Source organism: Salipiger aestuarii, from assembly GCF_003259905.1.
GTDB lineage: Bacteria > Pseudomonadota > Alphaproteobacteria > Rhodobacterales > Rhodobacteraceae > Salipiger > Salipiger aestuarii.
Window position 1 is genome coordinate 65065 of record NZ_QLMG01000012.1, and the last position, 18800, is coordinate 83864.

An 18800-nucleotide genomic window follows, 5' to 3' on the forward strand; every position below is an offset into this window, starting at 1 on the left:
GAAATCAGACACATGGATTTTAGCGACAGCCCCGAAGAAGCCACCTTTCGCGCGAAAGCGCGGGACTGGCTGAATGCCAACGCAACCCTGCGGGACGGCAGCGAGAAAGCTCAGGATCACTTTATGGCCCGCGACGCCGACGAGGTCGCGCGGGCGCGCGACTGGCAGGCCCGCAAGGCCAAAGCGGGCTGGGCCGGACTGACCTGGCCGCGCGCCTTTGGCGGACGCGACGCGACTCCGATCGAACAGGTGATCTGGAACCAGGAGGAAGGGCGCTATGCCGTGCCGCCCAACGTCTTCCTGATCGGCATCGGGCTGGTCGGGCCCACGGTCATGATCCACGGCACCCAGAGCCAGAAAACCGCGGTTCTGCCGCGCGCCCTGACCGGCGAGGATATCTGGTGTCAGTTGTTTTCCGAACCCGCTGCCGGATCCGATCTGGCAGGCATACGCACCCGTGCGCGGCGCGACGGCGACGACTGGGTGATTTCCGGCCAGAAGGTCTGGACCTCGGGCGCGCATTATTCCAGCCACGGCATCCTTCTGGCACGCACAGACCCGCAGGTGCCCAAGCACAAGGGTATGACGATGTTCCTCGTGGACATGTCCGATCCGGCCATCGAAACGCGTCCGATCCGCCAGATCTCGGGTGGTGCCAGCTTCAACGAGGTGTTCATCGACGACCTGCGCGTGCCCGACAGCGCCCGTCTGGGCGGCGAATCCGAAGGCTGGAAGGTGGCGCTGACGACGTTGATGAACGAACGGTTCAGCATCTCGGTCGGTCGCGCCAGCGGCGGGGCGCGCGCCGAGGAACTGATTGCCCTTGCCGCCCGTGTCGAACGCAACGGGCGCCCGGCTATCCAGGACGGCGAAGTGCGCGCGCGTATCGCGGATTTCGTCGCACGGCAACGCGGGCTCGAATTTACCTCCTACCGGGTCATGACGTCTCTGTCGCGCGGCGACGCTCCGGGCGAGGAAGGCTCGATCGGAAAGCTGCTGCTGGGCAAGCTGCGCCAGGAAATGGGCGCCTTCGGGCTGGAACTGGCCGGGACCGCGGCGGGCGTGTCGGCGGTGGCTGACGACGACGCCGCGCGCTGGCGCAACGAATATCTTACGGCGCCGGGCAACCGCATCGCCGGCGGGTCCGACGAGATCCAGCGCACGATCATCGGCGAACGCATTCTCGGGCTGCCGCCGGAAATGCGCGTGGACAAGACCGTGCCATTTTCGGAACTCTAGGCTGACCGCCCGGCTGCGCCGAAAGAACCAACAAGGAGGAGAATACCATGAATTTCAGATGGACAAGCATCGCGGCTGCCGGGTGTCTGGCGATGGCCGCGCCGGTCGGCGCGCAAGACATCGAATTGCCCGACGTCATCGCCTGGTCGGCCTATGACACGGGATCGGCGGGCCACGCGCATTCGATCGCCATCGGCAACATGATGCGCAGCCGTTACGGCACGACGATCCGGGTGCTTCCGGGGCGCAACGACGTCTCGCGGATGACGCCTCTCAAGAATGGCACGGTGGATTACTGCCTGTGCGGCATCGCGTCCTACTTTGCCGGCGAAGGGGTGTTCCTGTTCGCCGCGCCGGAATGGGGCCCGCAGCCGATCCGCGCGGTGCTTCAGGCTGTCGGCGATTACGGTCTGGGTGTAGCCGTCGCGGCCGATGCCGGGATCGAGACGGTTGCCGATCTCAAGGGCAAACGGGTCGGCCGCGCCGTCAGCTCGCCCGCGATTGATGTCAATATGGAGGGTCTGCTGGCTTTTGCGGACCTGACATGGGATGACGTGGAGGCTGTCGAATTCTCGGGCTATGTGAATTCTCTCAAGGGCATTCTCGAAGATCGCGTGGATGCCGCCTTTGCGCTGACGACAACCACCGTGAACTATCAGATCGAATCCAGCCCCCGGGGTCTCAAGTGGCTCGAAACCCCGGCGGAGGATACCGAAGCCTGGGCCCGCTATACCGGGGTCACGCCCTTCGTAACGCCGCACATGGTGTCGGTGGGGCCGGCCATCGACCCCGCCTCACCGCTGCCGATGGCGCTGTACCCCTATCCGATCCTCGTCACCGAAGCCGCTCAGGACACCACCGAGGTGCGCAACATCGTGGCCGCGCTTGACGCCGGGTTCGACGATTTCAAGGATGCCGCGCCCGGCGCCAATGCCTACGAAATAGATCGCCAGATCCTGAACTGGGTGATGCCGTGGAGCGATGGAAGCGTCGCCTATTTCAAGGAAAAGGGTCTCTGGACAGCCGAGGCTCAGGAAAACCAGGACAGGCTGGTGGACCGGCAGAAGGTTCTGATCGACTCCTGGGAAAGCTTTGTCGACGGCGCCCCGGACGATGAGGAAGCGTTCGCCGAAAGCTGGATGAAGGTGCGCGCCGAAGCGCTGGAAAGCGCCGGTCACGAAGTCTTTTTCCGCTGACACGTCGCTGCGCGGCGCTTTTGTGGCGCCGCGTATAATCGGAAAGGCCGGCACAACACGGGGAATCAGGCATGTCACAGGAAATACAGGACGACGCGGCGCAGCCGGTGGGCATGGGCACCCTGCCCCCTTACCTTCGCTGGCTGCTTGCCGCATCGGCCATACTGTTGTCGACGGCGTCAATCAACCATCTCTTCAATCTCGGGTTCTTCATGAACGTCCGCCTGCTCGAGATTCACTACCTCTATGTGATGCTGCTGCTGACCTTGCCGCTTGTTTACCTGATCTTTCCGTGCAGCAGGACAAACCCGTACGGATCAACGCGATGGTGGGACTATTTTCTGGCTCTCCTGGCGCTGAGCACCTGCGCGTTCTTTGCCTATTACGGGCGCAGCGTCGTGAACAAGGGCTGGGATTTTTCGGCCCCCACCCATGCGGTGATTGCCAGCTTCGCGTTCTGGTTCCTGCTGCTGGTGGCGGCGCGGCGCACGGGGGGCTGGATGCTGTTCGGCGTCATCCTGGTGTTTTCCGTCTATCCGATGGTCGCCAATTATGCGCCGGGACCGATCCAGGGGTTCCAGCGCCCGCCGGTTGAAACGGCGATCTTCCACGCCATGAGCGGCGAAAGCGTTCTGGGCATCCCGATGCGCAGTTTCGTCAACCTTGTGGTCGGCTTCATGATCTTCGGGGTGGCGATGCAGCACACCGGCGCGGGGCCGTTCTTTATCGACATCGCCTTTGCCGCGCTCGGGCATGTCCGGGGTGGGCCCGCCAAGGTCGGCGTCCTGACCAGCGCGTTGACCGGCTCGATGAGCGGCAGCGTCATCACCAATGTGCTGACCACCGGGTCGATCACCATTCCGGCCATGAAAAAGGTGGGGTTCCGGCCCAGCTATGCCGCCGGGATCGAGGCCGCGGCCTCGACCGGGGCGGTGTTGATGCCCCCGATCATGGGGGCCACGGCGTTTGTCATGGCAAGCTTTCTGCTGACCGATTACGCCAACATCGTGGTTGCGGCGGTGCTGCCCTCGCTGCTGTATTTCTTCGGCCTGTTCGCCCAGATCGACGCCTATTCGGCGCGCCACGGGCTGAAAGGCGTGCCGCGCGCCGATCTTCCCAGGTTCGGAAAGGTCCTGCGCGAGGGCTGGTATTTTCTCGCCGTCTTCGGGCTGCTTATCTGGATGCTGCTTTATCTCAAGCGCGAGGCGATTGCCCCGTTCTATGCGACCGCGCTGCTGATCGGCCTGAACCAACTGATGTCGAAATCGCGCTGGGGGCGGCAGGAGCTGATGAACTTCCTGATCGCGACGGGTCGGCTGTTTGTCGAACTGGTGGCGATCCTCGCGGCGGTCGGGCTGATTGTCGGCGGGCTGGCGGTGACCGGCATGTCCGGCACGATTTCGAACGATCTGCTTTTCATTGCGGGCGGCAACACCTTCCTGCTGCTGCTTCTGGGGGCTTTGACCAGCTTCATCCTTGGGATGGGCATGACGGTAACGGCGGCCTATGTCATCCTTGCCGTGTCTTTGGCCCCGGCCCTGATCGCCGGCGGGCTTGACCCGATCGGCGTGCATCTGTTCATCCTCTACTGGAGCATGCTGAGCTACATCACCCCGCCCGTGGCGCTGGCGGCTTTCGCCGCGGCGGCGATCGCCCAGGCCCGGCCCTTCGCTGCGGCATTCGAAGCGATGAAGCTCGGCACCATCATCTATATCGTGCCGTTCTTCTTTGTGCTCGACCCCGCGTATACCTTGCAGGCGGGGCTGTTTGACAGTGCCTTCACGGTCCTGCGCGCGGGTGTCGGAGTCCTGCTGATCTGCGCCGGATTGCAAGGGTACCTGCTGGGTGTCGGCCGTATCGAACCCGGCCCCACGGGCGCGATTGCGCGGCTTCTGCTCGGGTTTGCCGGTCTGGCTTTCGCGCTGCCGTCGACCGCGATTCTGGCAATTCCGATCGCTGCGGCGGTGGGCGTCGGTGTCGCGGTGACGGCGCTGGCGGCGGTCATCGTGACGTTCTCGCGCAACCGAAAGGCCGCCTGAGATGAGCGCACAGGATGGCAAACCCGAGGTTCCCGCCCCGTTCAACACCCTGCTGGGCGTCCGTTTCATCTCTTGGTCCGAGAGCAACGCCGAGCTGCAACTGACAATCACCCACGACCACCTGAACGGCGCCTTCGCGGTGCATGGGGGGGTGTTCGCGACCATGCTGGACAACGCGGTCACGTTTTGCGCCGCCTTTGCGGGCGAAGGCCGCCCCGGTCATCGCTGCCTGACGCTCTCGCTCACCACGAGCTTCGTCGGCCCGGCGGTCGAGGGCGACGTGCTGACGGCACGCGCGCACATTGCCGGTGGCGGGCGCAAGCTGGTGTTCGTGCAGGGCGAGATCGTCAATCAGGACGGGCGCCGCCTGGCGCATGGCGATGCCGTAATCAAGCGGGTCACGCCGCCATCGGCCCAGCCCGAGCCGGGCGGCGACAACCGAGTCGCAACAACGCATGAAGTGAGGAGAAAGAAATGATCAACCCGATGTCATTGGAAAATCAGGTGGTTATCGTTACCGGCGCCGGTCAGGGTATTGGCCGCGGCGTGGCGCAACTGGCGGCCGAGCTGGGTGCCAGGGTCGTCGTGAACGATCTTAACGAAAACGGGGTCAAGGAAACCGCCGAAAAGATCGGTGGCAATGCCCGCGCCCTCGTCGGGAACGTGGCTGACCCGGACTTTCCCGAGAAACTGGTGAAATTCGCGCTTGACGAATTCGGGGACATCAACGGGCTGGTGAACAACGCCGGCATCGTGCGCGCCGCGATGATCCACAAGATGGACCGTGCCACATGGCAGCAGGTCATCGACGTCAACCTCACCGGCGTCTTCGCCTGCCTGCAGGCCGTGGGCAGCTATTACAGGGATCAGGCCCAGAAAGACCCGGACAGCGCGGCGCGCCGTGCCATCGTCAACGTTTCCTCCGACGCCGGCCGGCGCGGCACGATCGGACAGATCAACTATGGTGCCGCCAAATCCGGCGTGCTCGGCCTTACGATGAGCGCCGCGCGGGAATGGGGCCGTTACAGGATCAACGTCAACTCTGTGTGTTTCGGAATGGTCGAAACGCCGATGACCGAAACCATCCGCTCGGACAAGTTCGCCGACAAGTACATGGCACAGATCCCAATGGGCCGGATGAGCACCCCGGACGAAGTGGCGCAGCCGGTCTGTTTCCTGTTGTCAAACGCAGCTTCCTACATCACCGGCCAGCACCTGAGCGTGAACGGCGGGTTCCACATCGGATTCTGAGATGACAGGCATGCAAAAGGACCAGGGGCCCGACGCCGTCTTTGCCGCCAAGCTGGCCGAGGGCGTCTTCGAGATTCAGAAATGCAATGGCTGCGGTGCGCATGTCTTTCACCCGCGCGTGATCTGCCCGGCCTGTGGCAGCGCAGACCTTGGATGGGTCGCGCCCACGGGGCGGGGAACGATCTACGCGCGGACAATCGTACGCCGAAAACCCGAAAGGGGCGGCGATTACAACGTGGTGCTTGTGGACCTTGAAGAAGGTGTGCGCATGATGGCGCGCGTTGACGGCATCGCGCATGACGAAATCGCCGCCGGGCTGCAGGTCAGCGCGTCGATCGCCGAAGGCGCGAACGGCGAACCCGCCGTGGTGTTCCGGCCCGAAAGAGGTGCATCATGAGTTTGCGGGGAAAAGCCGCCATCGTCGGCGCCGCGCTGGCCGGCTGTGGCGAGGCCCATGGCAAGAGCGCGATGGAGATCACCGTCGAGGCCGTACATGGCGCGCTGACCGATGCCGGCGTGTCGCTTGGCGACGTCGATGCCATCGCCACCTGTCAGCCGCTGGACATGTTGTCGGGGCTGACACTGGCGCAGGAACTTGGGCTGAACCCCAAGTTCACCATGAACAACCGCATGGGCGGTTCGTCGTTCCTGTCGCACACGCTCTGGGCCGCCATGCTGCTGGAGCTGCGGCTCGCTGACACCGTGCTGATCTGCTACGGGTCGAACCAGCGCACCGCCTCGGGCAAGCTGATGACCGCGCTTGGCCTGCCAACCTATGAGGCCCCCTACAAGCCGCTGTTCCCGCTGTCGTCCTACGCGCTTGCCGCGGACCGTCACATGACCCAGTTCGGCACCACGCGCGAACAGCTGGCCGACGTGGCGGTGGCCGCGCGTGCATGGGCGCAGAAGAACCCCGAAGCGTTCATACGCGACCCCCTGACGCGCGAGGATGTCATCGCCTCGCGGCTGGTCTCGGATCCGCTGCGGGTGCGTGACTGCTGTCTTGTCACCGATGGTGGCGGCGCAATCGTGATGCGGCGGGCCGAAGCGGCAAAGGACCATCCGAAGCCGCCAGTCTATCTTTTGGGGGGCGGCGAAGGCACGACCCATCGCGACATTTCCGAGATGCCGGACCTGACCGTGACCGGGGCCGCCCAATCGGGCGCGTCCGCGATGGGGATGGCCGGCGTCAAGCCCGCCGACATCGACGTTGTACAGCTTTACGACGCCTTCACCATCAACGTGATCCTGTTCCTTGAGGATCTGGGCTTTTGCAAGAAAGGCGAAGGTGGTGCCTTTGTTGAAAACGGCGGCATCGCGCCCGGCGGCCATCTGCCGGTCAACACCAACGGCGGCGGGCTGTCCTGCGTGCATCCCGGCATGTACGGCATCTTCACGCTGGTCGAAGCGGTGCGTCAGCTGCGCGGCGAGGCCGGAGACCGCCAGATCGCGGGTGCCGAGCTGGCACTGGCGCACGGCAACGGCGGTGTCCTGTCCAGTCAGGTGACGAATATCCTGGGCACCGAGTCGACGCTCTGATCGAAGGATCGCCCCAAGGCAAAAGCGGCCCCTTCGGAGGGCCGCTTTTCATTTCTGCCTGAGGTGGCTCAGTTCGGATATGTTGCCAGGTCGATCTTGGAATAGATTTCCTGACGCAGAAGATCGGCATAGGGCTGCGGGTTGTCGCGGATCGGTTGCAATGGCGCCACCAGCCCGTGCCATTTCTCGATCAGTTCGCGATAGGTCGCGATCAGCGGCTCGGGGTCTTCGATGCCGCGCTCTTCGCGCGAGATGCGGGCGATTTCTTCAAGATCAGCGGTGCGGAAATCGATCAGATCCTGAAGGAACTCGGGCGAAGGTTCGTGAATCGTCAATCCAAGGCCCGCGGCTTCTTTCAGCACATCCAGATCGTCGGTTTCGTAATTGACCGTCGTCTGCGCCACGGCCTCGGGGATATTCTTGACGAATTGCGTACGTTGCTCGCTCGACAGGGACTGCCAGAACTTCGGGCCAAGGGCAAAGATCGACCCGGAATGATAGGTGCCCAGCGGCAACTCTGTCAGGTGCTTGGCAACTTCGATCAGGCTGTGCCCCTTGAGCGCCCCGACCGGCTGCACCGCGGCGGTGACAACGCCGTGGCTCATCGTATCGTACATCTCGCTCGTTGGCACGTTGACCGGCTCCGCCCCAAGGCGTGTCGACCAGCGGTCCCAGACCGAGCCGCCGGTGCGCAGCTTGACGCCCTGCATGTCCTCGATGTTCACAATCGGCTTGGTCGTCAGCAGAACGTAGGGCGCGGTACTGATCCCGCTGAGCGCCACCATGCCGTTCTTGGCGAATTCGTCCTTGCAGGGCTGACAGTGCAGCATCACGAATTCGCTGGTGGCACCCGCCATCGCATAGTGATCATCGCCCAAGAGCGCCATATCGGCAACAAGCTGGGCATAGGGCATTTCCGAGCGGAAATAGGTCAGCGCCAGCAGGCCCACATCGGCCACACCGTCGCGCAGACCGGAAAGCGTCGGCTTGGCCGCGAGCAGGGCCCCGCCGTTAAACAGCTTGAAATCGAAGGCGTCGGGAAATTCGGCCTCGGTCATTTCCACAAAGGCAGCGTGGCCGCGCGATGTCGCATGATTGGGCGAGGTCCAGTTGCTCACCGTTACCCGTTTTTCGGCCAGGGCGGGCGTGGCCGAGATTGCGGCACCCGTCGCCACTATCGTCAGGATTTTCGTCAGTTTCATGTGGTCTCCTCCTCCTTGTCAAAGTCCCGCTGTTGCGCGGGTTTCGTCACCGCAAGTTCAATTTCCAAGCTCCGGCAGAAACATGATCAGTTCGGGAAAGGCGACCATGACGATCAGGACCACCACATCGGCAGCCAGAAACCACATGACGCCCTTGAAAATCAGCGAAATCGGAACCGCGTCTCCGACAATGCCCTTGATCACGAAGACGTTCAGCCCCACGGGCGGCGTGATAAGCGCCATCTCGACCAGCTTGGTCGCAAGCACGCCCAGCCAGATCAGACTGATATTGTTCGCCTCGTATATCGGCAGCAGGATCGGCAGCGTCAGCAGCAGGATACCCAGCGGATCGAGGATCATACCCAGCAGGCAAAAAAGCACCGCCGTGCCGAAAACCAGCATCACATAGCTGGCCCCCAGATCGATCACCAGATCCGACATCGCTTCGGGGATGCCGCTGATCGCCAGAAACCGGGAAAACAGGTTGGCGCCAACCGCGATGATAAAGATCGCCGCCGTCATTTTTGCGGTGTCCATCAGCGCGATTTTCGAAACTCTCCAGTTCAGGGTGCCGCGCGCCGCCGCGATCACGAAGGACAAGGCCGCGCCGACGGCGCCCGCCTGTGTCGGTGTGAAGATCCCGGTGAACAGACCGCCAAAAACGCCCAGCACCAGCAAGATCACCGGCCATGTTTCGCTCAGGGCCTCCAGCCTTTCGGACCAGGTCGCTCGTTCGTCGAGCGGCGGCGCAAGCGCGGGATTGAGCCGCGTGCGAACGATGATCACGGCCCAGTACCCCAGCATCGTCAGCACGCCCGGCACGATCGCCGCCAGAAACAGCTTGCTGATCGCGACCTCGGCAAAAATTCCGTAAATGATCAGAAGAATACTCGGCGGAATGAGCGAACCCATGGTGCCGGCCGCGGCCACCACCGCGGTGCTCAGACCAGGATCGTAGTTGCGTTTCAGCATTTCCGGCACCGCGATCCGGCCCATGGCCGCGGCGCAGGCCAGGCTGGAACCCGCCGCCGCCGAAAACAGCGCCGCGCCGCCCACGCTGGCGACCGCCAGCCCCCCCGGCAGAAACGACAGCCAGACCCGCGCGGCCTTGAAGATCCCGCGCGTGATGTCGGTCTGGTAACAGACGTAGCCCATCAACAGGAACATCGGGATCGAACTCAGCGTCCAGTGCGCGGCGAAATCATAGGGCACGGCGGTCAGCAGGCCGAATGCCGCGCCGCTGCCCAGCATGGCCCAGAACCCGAAGAAGGACACGATGCCCAGGGCCACCGCGATCGGAACGCGCAGCAAGACCAGCAGAATGACAGAGACGACGCCGCAAAGGCCGATCTGGAAAAAGCTCACCGTTCCGCTCCTATTCGTACATGTCGTGATTGGGGCCGGCCATGCCAGCGTCGGTGAACGGCCTCTGGATCAACTTGGCCAGCAGAAGCAGCACCATCAGCCCCGCGCCGATCGGCAGAAAGAACCGACCGGGCCAGACGGTCACCGCCGCCATGCCCATCGATTGCTCTCCGATGAGGTATTTCTCGACAGCGTCGATCGAGGTCTGCCACGTGAGCAGCCCGTAGAACACCGCAGAGAGCGCCAGAGCCAGCATGTCGAGAACGGTCCTCGCCCCCGTCGGAAGCAGATCGTGGATCAGGTCGACCTTGATATGTTCGTTGCCATATTCCACGAACGGAAGCGGCAGAAAGACCAGCCCGACCATGTAATAATAGGACACATAATCCACCGTTCCCGGCAGCGGCTCGGCGATGAACTGGCTCAGGATGACGTCAAGCGTGACGTGGACCATCATCAGGGTCGCCAGAGCGGTGGCGGCATAGGTAATGATCCGCGACACCCAGCCGAGACGGACAATTACGGATTCCATCGCTGTATCTCCCCTGTCATGGTAAGGTCTCGGTCCGCATGGCTATGCCCCTCGAAATACCGGTTGTCTCTTGCTCAGAAAGGCGTCGATGCCTTCGGCGTGATCCGCGCTCTTGATGATTTGGCCCTGGATGATGACCTCGGTTTCCAGAAAGCTTTCAAGCGAGGGTTGCAGCGCGGCGCGCATCAACCGCTTGGCCCCGGCCAGCGCAAAGGTCGGCCCCGCAGCCAGGTCCGCCGCATATTCTGTGGCGGCGTCATCGAGCGCGACGTCGGGATGCACCTGGCTGGCCAGCCCCAGGCTCAGCGCTTCTGGCGCCGGCACCAGCCGGGCCGAGAAAGCAAGGTCCGTCGCCCGCTGCCGTCCGATCAGGTTCTGAAGAAAGAACGCCGCGCCGCCATCCGGGGCCAGGCCGATCTTGCGAAAGACCTGACCAAGTTTCGCTGTCTCGGAAAGCAGCAGCACGTCGCAGGCCAGCGCCATGCTCAGCCCGATCCCCACCGCCGGACCGCGCACCGCCGCCACCACCGGCTTTTCACAGTTGTATATGGACAGGATCATCTGGTGCGCCCGGTGCAGACGCGCACGGTCGCCCCAGACATCGTCCTTGCCCATGGTGGAAATATCCGCGCCAGCACAAAAGGCACGGCCCTCGGCTCTCAGCAGCACCGCCCGAACCTCGGGGTCGGTGTGCATCTGGCGGAAGCTCTCCATCAGCTCGACCCGCATTTCAAGGGTCAGCGCGTTCAGCTTGTCCGGCCGATTCAACGATACAACGGCCAGACCGCCCTTGCGTTCAACTGTGATTTCACTTGCCATGACCGCCCCTCCCCAAGGCGAAAATCTGTCAATCGGCAAACAGCGCCCTTGCGATCCCGTTCTTGTGGATCTGGGTCGTGCCCCCGGTGATTGTCAGCATCCGCACGTCGCGCACCATCCGCTCCAGCGGCAGCGAGCCGAAATAGCCGTAGCCGCCGAACATCTGCATGGCGTCGTGGGTCACGCGCTGCGCCATCTCGGTGGCCTGAACCTTGGCGATCGAAGACAGCGTCGGATCGGGCTGGCCCCGGTCGATCAGCGACAGCGCGGTGTAGCAAAGCGCCCGGGCGGCCTCGATCTGCACCTTCATGTCCGACATCATCCATTGCAGGCCCTGCATGTCCGACAGCGCCTTGCCGAACTGGCGGCGGGTTTTCATGTAATCGCAGGCAAGGTCGAACGCGCCTTCGGCCACACCAAGCGCCAGAACCCCCATGCCGACGCGGGTGCCGTTATACACGCCCAGCGGGCGGACAAAGCCGCTGGAATTTCCGGCCAGACCTTCGGTCACGATATTTTCCGCCGGCACCCGCACATCGTCAAAATGGATCTCGCATTCGTTGCAGCCGCGCGCGCCCATCTTCTGTTCGAGGATGTGCACCGTGACGCCGGGGCTGTCACGTTCCACCAGAACCGTGCCGATGCCGCGCGCGCCCTTGCTGTCGCAGAACCGCGCATAGACCAGAAGGTAATCGGCCCGGTCGCCGAAGGTGGTGAAGATCTTGCCGCCGTTCAGCACAAAGCCGTTGCCGTCCTGTCGCAGTGAGGTCGTCACTGCCGTGGCGTCCGACCCCGCCTCGGGTTCGGTCCAGGAAATCGCGCATTCGATCTCGCCCGCCGCGAAGCGCGGCAGAAAGGCGCGCTTGAGCGCGTCGCTGCCGCAGGTGGCGATGATCCGGGGCGAGACGTTCTGATCGTGGACGATCAGCGCGGTGTTGAAATCCACCTTCGCCAGTTCCTCGACCACCAGATAGCAATCCACGAGCGAAACGCCGCCGCCGCCATATTCCTCGGGGATGGTCATACCCAGATAGCCAAGTTCGCTCAGGCGATGGTGGTTTTCGTCGGGGTAGATGCCCTCGCGGTCCCAGCGCGCGGCGCGGTCGCGGAATTCCCCCAGCGCCAGCTTGCGCGCCGCGTCTTTCAGCGCGATCTGTTCCTCGTTCAGCAATGAGGGATGCATGTGCCCTACCCTCCCCGCCGCTGGTTGAAGCTGTGGCCATAGACCATGGCGGCGATCGTGTTGCGCAGGATCTCGACCGTGCCACCGCCAAGCGCGAAGCCGCGCGCGTCGCGCACCATGCGTTCCAGCGGGTATTCCCGCGTATAGCCATTGTGGCCGTGGATCTGCAGCGCCTCGTTCGTGACCCGTTGCGCCATTTCGTTGGCGTAGAGCTTGGCCATGGTTGCGTCCATCGGATCGGGAAAGCCGTTCGGCGCCGGGTTGGTGGCGGCGCGATAGACCATCAGCCGCGCGGCATGGATCTGCGTCGCCATGTCGGCGATCTTCCATTGCAGGCCCTGGAATTCGTTGATGGGACGGCCGAACTGATGCCGGATCTCGGAATATTCCTTGGCCGCCTCGAAGGCGCCTTGCGCCAGACCCACGCACATCGCCGCATTGCCCACACGCTCGGGCCCGAAACTGCTCATCAACAGCGCAAAGGAGCGCGAGCTTTCCGGATCCCCCTCGACCAGCACATCCTCGGGACCGGCCTTGTAATTTTCAAGGATGATCTCGGCCTCGGTCAGACCCCGGCCCCCCATCTTCAGCGATATGTGGCCGATCCGCGCGCCGGGTTTCTTCAGATCAACGACGAAGGCGCCGATCCCCTTTGCCCCGCTGGCCTTGCCGAAGCGGCAGAAGACCAGCGCGTAATCGGCGATGTGCGCCCCGGTGGACCAGCATTTATTGCCGTTCAGCACCCAGCCGTCACCATCCTTGGTGGCCGTGGTGCGCAGATCGGTGACCGCGGATCCCGCTTCGGGCTCGCTGATGGCGATGGCGATGAATTTCCTGCCCGCCGCCATGTCCGGCAGAAACCGCTTTTTCTGTTCGTCGTTGCCCAACACGCTGATCGCCCGCGACGGACCGTTCAGGTAAAGCTGCGAGACCAGCGCGGTGTTGAAACACACCCGCGCCATTTCCTCCAGAAAGACGGTGCCCTGCACCACCGGCGCGCCGGAGCCGCCGTATTCCTCGGGGATGAACATGCCCAGATAGCCAAGGTCGGCCAGCTTGTCGCGATTGGCGGCGGGAAATTCCTCTTTCTCGTCCCAATAGGCAGCCTTTGAGGCGAATTCCCGTTCCGCCAGCTTGCGGACCTCGTGGCGAAAATCTTCCAGTTCCGGATCGAGCTTGAACATGTCAGTTTGAATCCTCTGATGGTGTGGAAAGCCCGGCCTGGCGCAATGCGCCCAGAACGCGCGCCGTATCGACACCCGCTGCCGGGGCGGGCCTGGGGGGCACGCGGTCATGACGCGCGAATGTCATCGGCAATCCGGGAACAGGGATCGTACCCAGATCCGGGTGCGGAAGGTCGTGGATCATGCCGCGGGTGCGCATGTCGTCGTCCGAAACCACCTCAGCCAGCGTGCGCACCGGGGCGCCCGGCACGCGCGCATCGCTCAACGCCGCGAAAATCTCGGCGCGGGTGTGCCCGGTGGTCCAGTCCGAGACCCAGCCATCGACCTCGGCGCGCCGCGCACAGCGCGCGGGGCCCTCGGCCAATTCGGGATCCTCGGCCAGATCCGGCCGGCCCATCGCGCGGCTCAATTGCTGCCAGTGGCGGTCGTTCAGGCACATGATCGCCACCTGCCCGTCCCGCGCGGGAAACAGATCGTAGGGCGCGACCTTGAGCACCGCCTGACTGTTGCCGGCACGGTCGGCAAACCCGTCAGGCGCCAGCAGGAAGCTGGAGATGTTCGACGCCAGCGCGTGATGCGCCACGTCCTGCATCGCGATCTGAACGAAGTCGCCGAGCCCGGTCGTGCCGCGGGCATGCAGCGCCGCCATGATCCCGCCGAACAGGTGGATCCCCCCAAGGAAATCGGTGATCGCCGCACCGCATTTCACTGGCGAGCCATCGGGAAATCCGGTCACCGACATCAGCCCGGTCAGCGCCTGAATGGGAAAATCCATCGCCGGCGCATCGCGGTAGACGGAATCGGCGGCGTAGCCCTTGCCCGATCCCATGACCAGACGCGGATTGCGCGCCGAGAGCGTCTTCCACCCCAGACCGAGCTTTTCCATCGTGCCGGGCCGGGAATTCTCGATCAGCACGTCGGCGGTATCGGCCAGCGCCAGCAGCGCGGACCGCCCTTCGTCCGACTGAAGATCGAGCGTCACGCTTTGCTTGCTCGAATTCAGCATCATTGCCGCCGGGTTTTCGCGCCCGCCCGCGATGCCGCGGATGCCGTCGCCGCCGGGCGGTTCGACCTTGATGACCTCGGCCCCCATAAGCGCGAACATAAGACCGCAATACGGCCCCAGATAAACCTGGCCCAGGTCGATCACCCTGAGACCGGACAGGGGCCCCGCCGCCGTCATGATCCACGAAAGCGCGGCTGGCGCTTTTCCCTGAAGGCGGCGACCGCCTCGCGATGATCCTCGGTCTGCATGATAAAGGCTTCGGCGGTGGCCTCGATCTCAAGATATGTCGCAAGGTCGCAATCCATGCCACGGTTCAGCATCGCCTTGCCCAGCCCGAAAGCACGGGTCGGCCCCTCGGCCAGACGCGTGGCAAGTGCCGCGGCTTCCGCCTCCAGCGCGTCTTCGTCGTAAATCGCATGGACGATTCCCAGATCGCGCGCCTCCTGCGCGCCGATCACCTGGGCGGTCATGAACATGGCCTTGGCGCGCTGCGTCCCGACCACCCGCGCCAGCAGGTACAGCCCGCCCCCATCGGGCACGATCGCAACCCGCGCATAGGCCTGACAGAATCTGGCCGTAGGTGCGGCGAGGATCACGTCGGCCAGAAGCGCGATATTGAACCCCACACCGAACGCAGGCCCGGCAACCGCCGCGATCACCGGCTTTTCCAGATCATAGAGCATCCGTGTGACGCGATGCTGCTGCTTCATGCGGTCGCGCATGGCGATGGGCGTCGAGCTGGCAAAGGTGTTGATGTCACCGCCCGCGCAGAACGCGCCCCCGGTTCCGCTGATCAGCAGCGCGCGGACCCGGTCGTCATCCCGCACTTCCGTGACGATACGCTCCATCTCCTTGCGTGCATCCTGGTCGAGTGCATTCTTTTTCTCGGGAAAGTCGAAGGTCATTCGACCGACCCCCTCCGAGCGGCTGTAGAGCAATGGCACCGCTTCTTCCTCCCGAATGAGTCGGCTTCTGCCAAGCTAAGGGTGCGCTGGCTCGGCGCACATATGCTGGCGTCGAAAAACAGACTCATGTGAAATTCGCGGCGCAGGCTTTTCCCGTTGTGATCTTCCGGCAGGGATGTTTCGCTCTGAATGTCTGTCTGCCATACACTTCGGTGAGGCCCCAGATTCGCCGAACCTTATAGAAACAATGAAGAAATTTGGCCATGTACTCCGACTCCCCTCTGGGCCGCCTGCGCCTGCCTGTGATCTGTTCTCCGATGTTTCTGGTGTCTGGCCCGGATCTGGTCATCGCCCAGTGCAAGGCCGGCGTGATCGGCAGCTTTCCGGCACTGAACGCGCGCGAGGCCGAGGGCGAACCACCCCTGCTGGACGCCTGGCTCAAGCGCATCACCGAAGAGCTCGACGCGCATAACCAGGCCAACCCCGACCGGCCCGCCGCGCCCTTCGCCGTCAATCAGATCGTGCACCGCTCGAATGACCGGGTCGAACGCGATATCGAGATCTGTGCCCGCTGGAAGGTGCCGGTCTGGATCACCTCGATGGGCGCGCGGGAAGACGTAAACCAGGCGGCACATGGCTGCGGCGGCGTTGTGTTGCACGACGTGATCAACAACCGCTACGCCAGAAAGGCCATCGACAAAGGCGCAGACGGGCTGATCGCGGTCTGCGCCGGTGCTGGGGGCCACGCGGGCGCGCTGTCGCCCTTTGCGCTGGTGCAGGAAATCCGCGAATGGTTCGACGGTCCGCTGGCGCTGTCGGGTTCCATCGCCACCGGAAGCTCCATTCTGGGCGCGCAGGCCATAGGTGCCGACTTCGGCTATATCGGATCGCCCTTCATCGCGACGACCGAGGCCGCCGCGTCGGAGGGCTACAAGCAGATGATCGTCGACAGCGGGGCCGATGATATTGTTTACACCAGCCATTTCAGCGGCGTGAACGCCAATTATCTCAAACCGTCTGTCCGTGCGGTTGGGCTTGACCCGGACAACCTGTCCGGCGACGGGAACAAGTTGGATCTGGCCACCGGCGACATCCGTCCGAAGGCCTGGCGCGACATCTGGGGCAGCGGCCAGGGGATCGGCGCCGTGCACGCGGTGACGACGACAGCGGCGTATGTTGACCGTCTCGACAGGGAATACCATGCTGCGAAGACGGCGCTGTGCGCCTGACGACGCACAAGGGCGGCAGGTTGCCCCGCCGCCCTTCGCTGTTGCAACCGCCGACTTCGGACGGTTCAGAAGGTCTCAGTTGTCTTTCTGATTGACGATCAGGTCCGCGTTTTCCGGCAACCCCGCGACGACCGTCACCGCGTCGGCCCGAATTCTCGAATGCAGCTTGAAAGCCTCGGCTCCGGCGGCCTGAGCCTCGGCCGCGTCGGCGCCATCCTCCAACACAAGAGAAACGCGGATCATGTCGCGGTCGTTTTCCCGCGTCACCACGGCCTGCGCGGCCTTTGCCCCCGGCGTGGCGATGACGACTTCCTCGATCACGCGCGGATAGACGAAAATCTCGCGCACCTTGACCGCCGCCCCGACCCGGCCCTGCAAGGCGGACAGGCGGCTGACGCTGCCATCCTCGTTGCTTTCCAGCGCGAATGCGCTGTCGCCGGTGCCGAACCGGATCATCGGCCAGGTCGCGTCGCGGGCGGTGACGACAACCTCGCCCGGTTCGCCCTGGTCCACCGGCGCGCCGCTGACCGGATCGCAGATCTGCACCACGCGGTCGGGATGGACCACATAGCCTTCGCCGCCATCCTCATAGCCGACAAGGCCCAGATCGGCGGTGGCGTAGGCGGCCCAGGTCGACACACCGTAGTCCGCCTCGATCCGGCGGCGCTTGGCCATCCAGTCGCCCATCTCGCCGCCCAGGAAGGCGGTCTTTACCTTCCACGCGTCGCGGCCATAGGTTTCGATCACCTTGTCCGCGAGTGTCAGGAAGAAGGCGGTCGAGGCGCAGATCGAGGTCACACCGGTTTCCACGACGATCTGTGCCTGAAGTTCGGTATTGCCCACGCCGCCGGGAATGACCGTCGCGCCGGCGGCCTGTGCCGCCTCGTCGAACAGCAGGCCCGCCGGCACAAGGTGATACATCCAGGTGTTGAGGATGATGTCCCCCGCACCCACTGCCGCTGCCTTGAACAGCAGGTCCAGCCCGTGCCCGCCAGCGCCCGGAAGCGCCGGTTCGAAGATCGGGCCGGGCGAGACGTAGATCCGGCCGACATTCTTCAGATCGGAGGCGAGGAAACCGCCGAAGGGCGGATTGTCGCGCTGGATCTTCAGAAGGTCTTCTTTTTTCATCACCGGCAGACGCGACAAATCCGCCAATGAGGTCACGGCCGCCGGATTGAATCCGGCAGCCGCAAATCGTGATTTCAGACCCGGGGCCTTTTCCGCCGCGGCGGCATAGGCTTGAGCGATGTCTCTGTAGATGTCTTCAGACATGTTCATGCCTCTTTGTCCAATCCGGATTTACAGCGGGCAGTCCTTGCGGAAGTTCGGCGCGCGCTTTTCGCGGTGCGACAGCACACCTTCCTTGACGTCCTCGCTCATGAAGCCAAGCATTTCCAGTGCGGTCGAGGCATCGAAGATCGGACCGGCCTGGCGCAGCCAGTTGTTCAACGAATACTTGGTCCAGCGGATCGCGCTTTGCGAGCCGTTGGCCAGCTCGACAGCGGTATCCAGGGCGATCTGCTGCAGCTCGTCATCCTCGACACACATCGACACAAGACCGATGCGCTCGGCCTCTTCGCCGGACACCGGCTTGCAGGTCATCAGGTAGTATTTCGCCTTGGCCATCGAGGTCAGCAGCGGCCAGATGATCGCCGCGACGTCGCCGGCGGCGACACCCAGACGCGGGTGACCATCGACGATCTTGGCCCTTTTACCGGCGATCGAGATGTCCGCAAGGATCGCCACGACCAGGCCAGCGCCCGCAGCGGGGCCGTTGATCGCCGAAATGATCGGCTTGTTGCAGTTGATGATGTTGTAGACGAGATCCTTGGCCTCTTTCCACGTCTTCATGATCTCGTGCGAGTTGCCCATCATGTTTTCGATCAGGCTGAAATCACCACCTGCCGAGAACGCCTTGCCCGCACCGGTCACGATCACCGAGTTGATGTCGGGGTCGCGGTCGATGTCGATCCACATATCCGTCATTTGGGTATGGGTTTCCGCATCGACGGAATTCAACGTCTCGGGCCGGTCGAAGGTGATGCGCAGAACGCGATCCGCCGGATAGTCGAATTTCAACTTGTCGTATTTTGCATAACGGTCAGACATAC

At 63.6% G+C, this 18800-nt stretch carries 18 protein-coding genes; 8 read left to right on the forward strand and 10 right to left on the reverse strand.

The genetic code is table 11. From position 1 onward, the window contains the following. The first annotated feature begins 12 nt into the window (after positions 1–12). The 7 genes from ATI53_RS08720 to ATI53_RS08750 all read left to right on the forward strand — a co-directional run bounded on the left by ATI53_RS08720 (position 13) and on the right by ATI53_RS08750 (position 7264). The gene (locus ATI53_RS08720) at positions 13–1239 is read left to right on the forward strand and encodes an acyl-CoA dehydrogenase family protein (protein WP_111550210.1); all 1227 of its coding nucleotides are present in this window, start codon (positions 13–15) and stop codon (positions 1237–1239) included. Positions 1240–1286: 47 nt separating this feature from the next. After that, the gene (locus tag ATI53_RS08725) at positions 1287–2435 is read left to right on the forward strand and encodes a TAXI family TRAP transporter solute-binding subunit (protein ID WP_009504579.1); all 1149 of its coding nucleotides are present in this window, start codon (positions 1287–1289) and stop codon (positions 2433–2435) included. A gap of 71 nt (positions 2436–2506) precedes the next feature. Continuing rightward, positions 2507–4474 carry a TRAP transporter permease gene (locus tag ATI53_RS08730; protein ID WP_009504578.1) on the forward strand — a complete coding sequence of 656 codons (1968 nt, stop codon included), beginning with the start codon at positions 2507–2509 and terminating at the stop codon, positions 4472–4474. Between the two features lies 1 nt (position 4475). Next, positions 4476–4952, forward strand: coding sequence for a PaaI family thioesterase (locus ATI53_RS08735; RefSeq protein WP_009504577.1), 477 nt, complete (start codon positions 4476–4478; stop codon positions 4950–4952). Further along, positions 4949–5725 (forward strand): SDR family NAD(P)-dependent oxidoreductase, encoded by a 777-nt coding sequence (locus ATI53_RS08740; RefSeq protein WP_009504576.1) that lies wholly within the window; start codon positions 4949–4951, stop codon positions 5723–5725. The genes ATI53_RS08735 and ATI53_RS08740 overlap by 4 nt, the downstream gene beginning before the upstream one ends. Position 5726: 1 nt before the next feature. Beyond that, a complete protein-coding gene (locus ATI53_RS08745; protein ID WP_111550211.1) occupies positions 5727–6122 on the forward strand; it encodes a Zn-ribbon domain-containing OB-fold protein in 396 nt (131 codons plus the stop codon). Continuing rightward, entirely contained in the window at positions 6119–7264 is a 1146-nt protein-coding gene (locus ATI53_RS08750) for a thiolase family protein (RefSeq protein ID WP_111550212.1), read from the forward strand. The genes ATI53_RS08745 and ATI53_RS08750 overlap by 4 nt, the downstream gene beginning before the upstream one ends. Before the next feature lie 68 nt (positions 7265–7332). Here the strand turns inward: ATI53_RS08750 and ATI53_RS08755 are convergent, their stop codons facing one another. The 8 genes from ATI53_RS08755 to ATI53_RS08790 are packed head-to-tail and all read right to left on the reverse strand — an operon-like array spanning position 7333 to position 15460. After that, positions 7333–8466, reverse strand: a complete 1134-nt coding sequence (locus ATI53_RS08755; protein ID WP_009504573.1) for a C4-dicarboxylate TRAP transporter substrate-binding protein — start codon at positions 8464–8466, stop codon at positions 7333–7335. A gap of 57 nt (positions 8467–8523) precedes the next feature. Continuing rightward, positions 8524–9831 (reverse strand): TRAP transporter large permease, encoded by a 1308-nt coding sequence (locus tag ATI53_RS08760; RefSeq protein WP_089962697.1) that lies wholly within the window; start codon positions 9829–9831, stop codon positions 8524–8526. Positions 9832–9841: 10 nt separating this feature from the next. After that, positions 9842–10363, reverse strand: coding sequence for a TRAP transporter small permease subunit (locus ATI53_RS08765; protein ID WP_009504571.1), 522 nt, complete (start codon positions 10361–10363; stop codon positions 9842–9844). Between the two features lie 42 nt (positions 10364–10405). After that, complete coding sequence (locus ATI53_RS08770; RefSeq protein ID WP_111550213.1) at positions 10406–11182, reverse strand: enoyl-CoA hydratase/isomerase family protein; 777 nt, start codon at positions 11180–11182, stop codon at positions 10406–10408. A 28-nt stretch (positions 11183–11210) separates the two neighbouring features. Continuing rightward, positions 11211–12365 carry an acyl-CoA dehydrogenase family protein gene (locus ATI53_RS08775; RefSeq protein ID WP_089962699.1) on the reverse strand — a complete coding sequence of 385 codons (1155 nt, stop codon included), beginning with the start codon at positions 12363–12365 and terminating at the stop codon, positions 11211–11213. A gap of 5 nt (positions 12366–12370) precedes the next feature. Then, positions 12371–13549: an acyl-CoA dehydrogenase family protein gene (locus tag ATI53_RS08780; protein WP_009504568.1), complete on the reverse strand. Its 1179-nt coding sequence runs from the start codon at positions 13547–13549 to the stop codon at positions 12371–12373. A gap of 1 nt (position 13550) precedes the next feature. Further along, positions 13551–14732 (reverse strand): CaiB/BaiF CoA transferase family protein, encoded by a 1182-nt coding sequence (locus ATI53_RS08785; protein WP_089962703.1) that lies wholly within the window; start codon positions 14730–14732, stop codon positions 13551–13553. Beyond that, positions 14729–15460 carry an enoyl-CoA hydratase/isomerase family protein gene (locus ATI53_RS08790; RefSeq protein WP_089962705.1) on the reverse strand — a complete coding sequence of 244 codons (732 nt, stop codon included), beginning with the start codon at positions 15458–15460 and terminating at the stop codon, positions 14729–14731. Before ATI53_RS08790 ends, ATI53_RS08785 begins: the two co-directional genes overlap by 4 nt. Positions 15461–15723: 263 nt before the next feature. On the opposite strand from ATI53_RS08790, the gene ATI53_RS08795 reads away from it, so the two are divergent. Beyond that, positions 15724–16689, forward strand: a complete 966-nt coding sequence (locus tag ATI53_RS08795) for an NAD(P)H-dependent flavin oxidoreductase (protein WP_009504565.1) — start codon at positions 15724–15726, stop codon at positions 16687–16689. A gap of 75 nt (positions 16690–16764) precedes the next feature. Here ATI53_RS08795 and ATI53_RS08800 read toward each other — a convergent pair whose 3' ends face one another. Both ATI53_RS08800 and ATI53_RS08805 read right to left on the reverse strand, forming a co-directional pair. After that, complete coding sequence (locus tag ATI53_RS08800) at positions 16765–17961, reverse strand: phenylacetate--CoA ligase family protein (protein ID WP_223870718.1); 1197 nt, start codon at positions 17959–17961, stop codon at positions 16765–16767. 27 nt (positions 17962–17988) lie between these two features. Continuing rightward, positions 17989–18798, reverse strand: a complete 810-nt coding sequence (locus ATI53_RS08805; RefSeq protein ID WP_009504563.1) for an enoyl-CoA hydratase/isomerase family protein — start codon at positions 18796–18798, stop codon at positions 17989–17991. Positions 18799–18800 lie beyond the last annotated feature (2 nt).